Raw genomic sequence first — 3889 nt, forward strand, 5'->3', positions numbered from 1 at the left:
ATGGTGAAGCTTGAAGCCCAAAGTATAAGGGTGAGCAATCCAGCCATTCCAAGGCTTATACCCTCCGGCACCCACTTAGCCCATTCGTCCGCGTGGGTAGTTCTTGCGGTCCAGAAGAAGGCAAAGAGCGTTCCAAAGATGACCAGCTCGGAAAGTATAAAGGTGAGAATTCCCAGCCAGCCGAAGCCCTCATCCTTTTCCCTCTCAAAGTGCTCATTAGCCCAGCCGGCAGCACCGACGAGTATGAGCACGAGGGCAACCCCACCTGTTATCAGACCGGGCATCTGCCAGCCATAGTGAAAGAACATCGTGAAGGCTATCGGCACGAGCAGGATACCGATACCGATCGGGAAGGGCCAAACGCTGACCTCATGGTGCGGATGATGAACAGCTCCCTGTGCCATCTCAATCCCTCCTTAGCGTAAACATAAACTTACAAAAATGATATAAATCAGCTGAAAAATATCATATAGCAGAGGTTCAAGAGGTGCAAGGTTTTTATTTTAAAAAATGATTTTAATGTCAGTTTATTTTATTTAATAAGCATTTAGGGGTCTAAAGAAAGTTAGTTAGTATGTATTAACAAATAAACAAAGCTCAAAACATAAGTAATTAATAGCCCTTGCAATTTCAAGCCCAAGGAATGTTTATCCTCAGGAGAGTGCCCAAACATGCTCTTTGAAAGATGGTGAACAGAGCTATATAATAGAGTTAGCACTTACTAAATTTCAGGAGGTGTGAGATGAGCAAACACGTTGTCGTTATAGGTGGTGGAATAGGAGGAATAGCGACAGCCTACAACTTGAGGAAGATGGACAAGAACCTGAGGATAACGGTGATATCAAACAGACCTTACTTTGGCTTCACCCCAGCCTATCCCCATCTAGCTTTAGGTTGGAGGAAGTTTGAAGACATAACCGTACCCCTCGCACCTTTACTTCCCAAGTTCAACATTGACTTTATAAACGAGGCTGCGGAGGCTATAGACCCCGACAACAACAAGGTAAAGCTGAAATCCGGAAGGGATGTTGAGTACGATTACCTGGTTATAGCCACAGGTCCCAAGCTCGTGTTCGGTGCGGAGGGGCAGGAGGAAAACTCCACATCGGTATGCACGGCGGAGCATGCCCTTGAGACCCAGAAGAGGCTTGAGGAGTTTTACAGGGAGCCTGGACCGGTGGTAATAGGTGCGATACCGGGGGTCAGCTGTTTTGGACCCGCTTACGAGTTTGCCTTTATGCTAAATTACGAGCTCGTGAAGAGGAATCTCAGACACAAGGTCCCGATGACCTACATAACCTCCGAACCCTACATAGGTCATCTCGGTCTCGGGGGTGTGGGTCCCTCTAAGAGGATGATGGAAGACCTTTTTGCGGAGAAGGACATAAGGTACATAACCAACGTCAAGGTCACAAAGATTGATAAGGACAAGGTGGTGTATGAAGACCTTGATGGCAACACCTACGAAGAGCCAGCAAAGCTCACGATGTTCATGCCGAGATTTCAGGGTCCTGAGGTGGTTGCCTCCGCAGGGGACAAGGTTGCCAACCCTATGAACAAGATGGTGATAGTGAACAGGTGCTTCCAGAACCCGACCTACGAGAACATATACGGAGTCGGTGTGGTCACCGCCATACCTCCTGTTGAAAAGACTCCAGTCCCAACGGGTGCTCCCAAGACGGGACAGATGATAGAGGGAATGGCTCTTGCGGTCGCCACCAACATAGTGAACGACATCCACAACTCACCGGACAGGTACGCTCCCACCCTCGCAGCGATATGTATAGCCGACATGGGAAAGGAGGCTGCCGGATTTATAGCAAACCCGGTCATACCTCCGAGAGCGTGGGTTAAGACGAAAAAGGCAGGATGGGTTCACTACTTAAAGACAGCCTTTGAGAAGTACTTCCTCTGGAAGGTCAAGAGGGGTGATATCTCACCCTGGTTTGAGGAGAAGGCTCTTGAAGTGCTGCTACACCTGAAGCCGATGGAGCTCTGCAAGGAATGTGAGGGCTCTCCCGGCTCCCGTTGCTAAGAGGTTAGGCTATGGAGAGCACGAGGGAAAAGATAGTCAGGGTAGGCGCCCAGATAATAGCCCACGAAGGTCTCAAGATGTTTACCGCCAAGAGGATAGGAGAGAGGCTTGGCATATCGGACGCTGCCATATTCAAACACTTCCCCACTATGGACAGCATAGCGGAGGAGATAATCTCAAGGTACACAGAAGAGTGCATGAGAAGGGTTGAAGAGGCGATAGAGAAGGGAAAGGACCCCGTGGAGAGGCTGGAGCTGATCATTGAGGGACACATAGACCTGCTGGAGGAGACACGGGGCATAAGCCCCGTGCTCTGCTTTGAATTCTCCAGAAGCAACAAGAGGAAGCTCAAGAAGATGATATTTGAGTTTCTAAACACCTACGCCAAGAAGGTAGGAAGCGTTATAGATGAGGGTATACGCAAGGGAAAGATAAGGGCTGACATAGATGTTGAGGAAGTCAGCTTCTCCTTTATAGGTCTGATGCAGGCAAAGGTATTTCAGTGGTTCATAAGGGGAAGGAAAGGGAAGATAGTTAAAGACAGGGAATCCTTCAAGAAGGTTATCCTTGAGGGTCTTATCACCCGCCGACCCTGAACATCTCAACCTTTTCAGCTTTGGTCCTGCTCTTGAGCCTGAGCTCGGAGTACCTGTCCTCCCTTTCAGACCACAGGGAGGTAATAAAGTTCACAATTTCTTCATCGGAAGCACCGGAGCGAAGGAGCTCCTTCACATCGTGCCCCTTCCCAGAGAAAAGGCATGTAAAGAGCTTCCCATCAGCGGAAAGCCTCAACCTCGTACACCCTCTACAGAAGGGCTTGGTAACAGAGGCTATAACGCCAACCTCAAGGGGGATGTCCTTGTAGCGGTAGTTGAGGGAGGTCTCGCTGGGCTCCTGTCTGCCAAGCTCTTCAAGCTCATACCTTTCCTTCAAGCTCTTTACTATCTCCTCCGCTGGGACTACCTTATCCATACTCCACCCGTTGAGGGTCCCAACATCCATGTACTCTATAAATCTCAGGACATACCCTCTCTCTCTGCAGAACTCAGCTATGTCAAGTATCTCATCGTCGTTAACACCTCTCACAACAACGGTGTTAACCTTCACGGGGGTAAGCCCTACCTCCTTAGCCTCCTCCATACCCTCAAGTACCGACCCAAGGCTCACATCCCTCCCAACCATCCTCCTGAACCTGTCCTCCTTCAGGGTTAGGAGGCTCACGGTCACCCTCCTTAGACCCGCCTCCTTGAGTGGATAAGCCTTCTCTCTGAGCCTGTAGCCATTCGTGGTCAGGGCTATGTCCGAGAGCTTTTCATTATCTCTGAGGAGATGTATTAGGTTTTCAAGGTGTGCCCTCAGGAGGGGTTCTCCACCCGTTATCCTGACCTTCCGAACACCGAGCTCCGTCAGTAGTCTTACAAGCCTCGCTATCTCTTCGTAGGAGAGGAGCTCCTCCCTTCTCAGGAACTCTATCTCACTGTCTGGGGGCATACAGAAGAAGCATCTGAAGTTGCACCTGTCGGTTACGGATATCCTGATGTCCTTGAGCTCTCTTCCAAGCTTGTCTCTCAACATCTATGCCCCCATAACCCACTCACCCCTGCCCGAGGAAAAGACCTCCTTCTTCCATATTGGTGCCCTCTTCTTGGTTTCATCCACCGCATAACGACAGGCTTTGAAGGTCTCCTCCCTGTGCCCTCCAAAGACGACCACGAGGAAGGAAGGCTCTCCAACCGGCACTACTCCCAGTCTGTGATGTATAAAGACCTCCTCAACACCGAACTTCTCAATGGTCTCCTCCCTTATCTTCCCTATCACCTTAAGAGCCATCTCTGGGTAAGCTTCGTAGTGAAG

General features: G+C 49.9%; 4 protein-coding genes and 1 pseudogene. 2 read left to right on the plus strand and 3 right to left on the minus strand.

Annotation, left to right across the window (positions count from 1 at the left end):
* Positions 1 to 404, minus strand: a pseudogene (locus AC1HCM_RS00005) (cytochrome c oxidase subunit 3); the annotation flags it as partial.
* 338 nt (positions 405 to 742) lie between these two features.
* On the opposite strand from AC1HCM_RS00005, the gene AC1HCM_RS00010 reads away from it, so the two are divergent.
* A complete protein-coding gene (locus AC1HCM_RS00010; protein ID WP_479459722.1) occupies positions 743 to 2035 on the plus strand; it encodes an NAD(P)/FAD-dependent oxidoreductase in 1293 nt (430 codons plus the stop codon).
* An 11-nt stretch (positions 2036 to 2046) separates the two neighbouring features.
* On the plus strand, positions 2047 to 2631 hold the full coding sequence (locus tag AC1HCM_RS00015) for a TetR/AcrR family transcriptional regulator (protein ID WP_479459723.1): 585 nt from the start codon (positions 2047 to 2049) through the stop codon (positions 2629 to 2631).
* On the opposite strand, the gene moaA is transcribed toward AC1HCM_RS00015, so the two are convergent.
* Together moaA and AC1HCM_RS00025 are read right to left on the minus strand one after the other, a co-directional pair.
* Positions 2615 to 3610 carry a GTP 3',8-cyclase MoaA gene (gene moaA, locus AC1HCM_RS00020; RefSeq protein ID WP_479459724.1) on the minus strand — a complete coding sequence of 332 codons (996 nt, stop codon included), beginning with the start codon at positions 3608 to 3610 and terminating at the stop codon, positions 2615 to 2617. The genes AC1HCM_RS00015 and moaA overlap by 17 nt on opposite strands.
* Positions 3611 to 3889: molybdenum cofactor biosynthesis protein MoaE (locus AC1HCM_RS00025; protein WP_479459725.1), on the minus strand; the 279-nt coding region annotated here is incomplete at its 5' end.

It is taken from the genome of Hydrogenivirga sp. (genome assembly GCF_056450045.1).